Genomic DNA, 1228 nt, shown 5'->3' with positions numbered 1-1228 from the left:
TGGAGTAGCCCCCTGAAAGTGGTCCACCAACTGGGATAGATTTGTCCCGCAAATTGGAGGATCAGCGATGGCTGGAAAACGAGAAAAGCCCGAAGAGATCGTATCGAAGCTTCGGCAGGTTGAAGTTCTGCAAGGACAAGGCGCGACGATTGTCGAGGCGGTGCGTCAGATCGGCGTGACGCAGCAGACGTTCTACAGATGGCGTAAGCTCTACGGCGGGATGCAGCGGTCACAGCTTGCGCGCCTGAAAGAGCTGGAGAAGGAGAACCAGCGGCTGCGGCGGGTGGTGTCTGATTTGACGCTGGATAAATTGATCCTGACCGAGGCTGCCAGGGGAAACTTCTGAGCCCTTCGCGTCGCCGCAAGTGCATCGACCATGTGCGGCGGGAGCTTGGCGTATCGGAACGCCGCGCCTGCCGTACACTCGGGCAGCACCGATCCACGCAACGCAAAGTGCCCCAGGGCCAGGCCGATGAGCAGCGTCTGACCGACGACATCATCGAACTGGCCGATCAGTACGGACGCTACGGCTATCGCATGGTGACCGGCTTGCTGAACAACGCTGGCTGGCATGTGAACCACAAGCGGGTCGAACGTATCTGGCGACGCGAAGGGCTGAAGGTCCCACCAAAGCAGAAGAAAAAGGGGCGGCTTTGGCTGAACGATGGGTCTTGTGTCCGGCTTCGCCCAGAACGTCCGAACCACGTCTGGTCCTACGACTTCGTCCAAGATCGGACCGCGGATGGCCGTGTCTATCGGACACTGAACATCATTGATGAGTACACAAAGGAGGCGCTGATGATCCGCGTCGATCGCAAGCTCAACTCGACCGACGTGCTGGATGCACTGACCGACCTGTTCATCCTGCGTGGTCCACCGGAATACATAAGATCCGACAATGGCCCGGAATTTATCGCCCAGAAGGTGCGGGATTGGATCGCGGCGGTTGGCGCCAAAACGGCTTACATCGAGCCAGGTTCACCTTGGGAAAACGGATACTGCGAAAGCTTCAACGCCCGGTTCCGCGACGAACTGCTCAACGGCGAAATCTTCTACACCCTAAAAGAAGCGCAAATCCTGATCGAGCAATGGCGCGTTCACTACAACACCGTCAGGCCGCACAGCGCACTAGGCTATCGCCCACCCGCGCCAGAAAGCATCGTCACAATGGACCAGAGGCCCACGATGCACTAACAATCAAACCGGACCACCCGATGGGGGCACGCCA

General features: G+C 58.6%; 1 protein-coding gene. It reads left to right on the top strand.

Going from position 1 to position 1228, the window contains the following annotated elements; genetic code table 11:
* Positions 1–67 precede the first annotated feature (67 nt).
* Positions 68–1194 (top strand): IS3 family transposase gene (locus LOM8899_RS22965; RefSeq protein WP_093994523.1). Its coding sequence is split into 2 segments (ribosomal slippage): positions 68–332 and positions 332–1194, totalling 1128 coding nucleotides; the frame shifts between segments, so codons are not numbered across the junction.
* Positions 1195–1228 lie beyond the last annotated feature (34 nt).

Source organism: Flavimaricola marinus (assembly GCF_900184895.1).
In the GTDB taxonomy this organism is placed as follows: Bacteria; Pseudomonadota; Alphaproteobacteria; order Rhodobacterales; family Rhodobacteraceae; genus Flavimaricola; species Flavimaricola marinus.
Note: the sequence above shows the minus strand (reverse complement) of the source record. Positions and strands in the feature narration are given on the sequence as shown.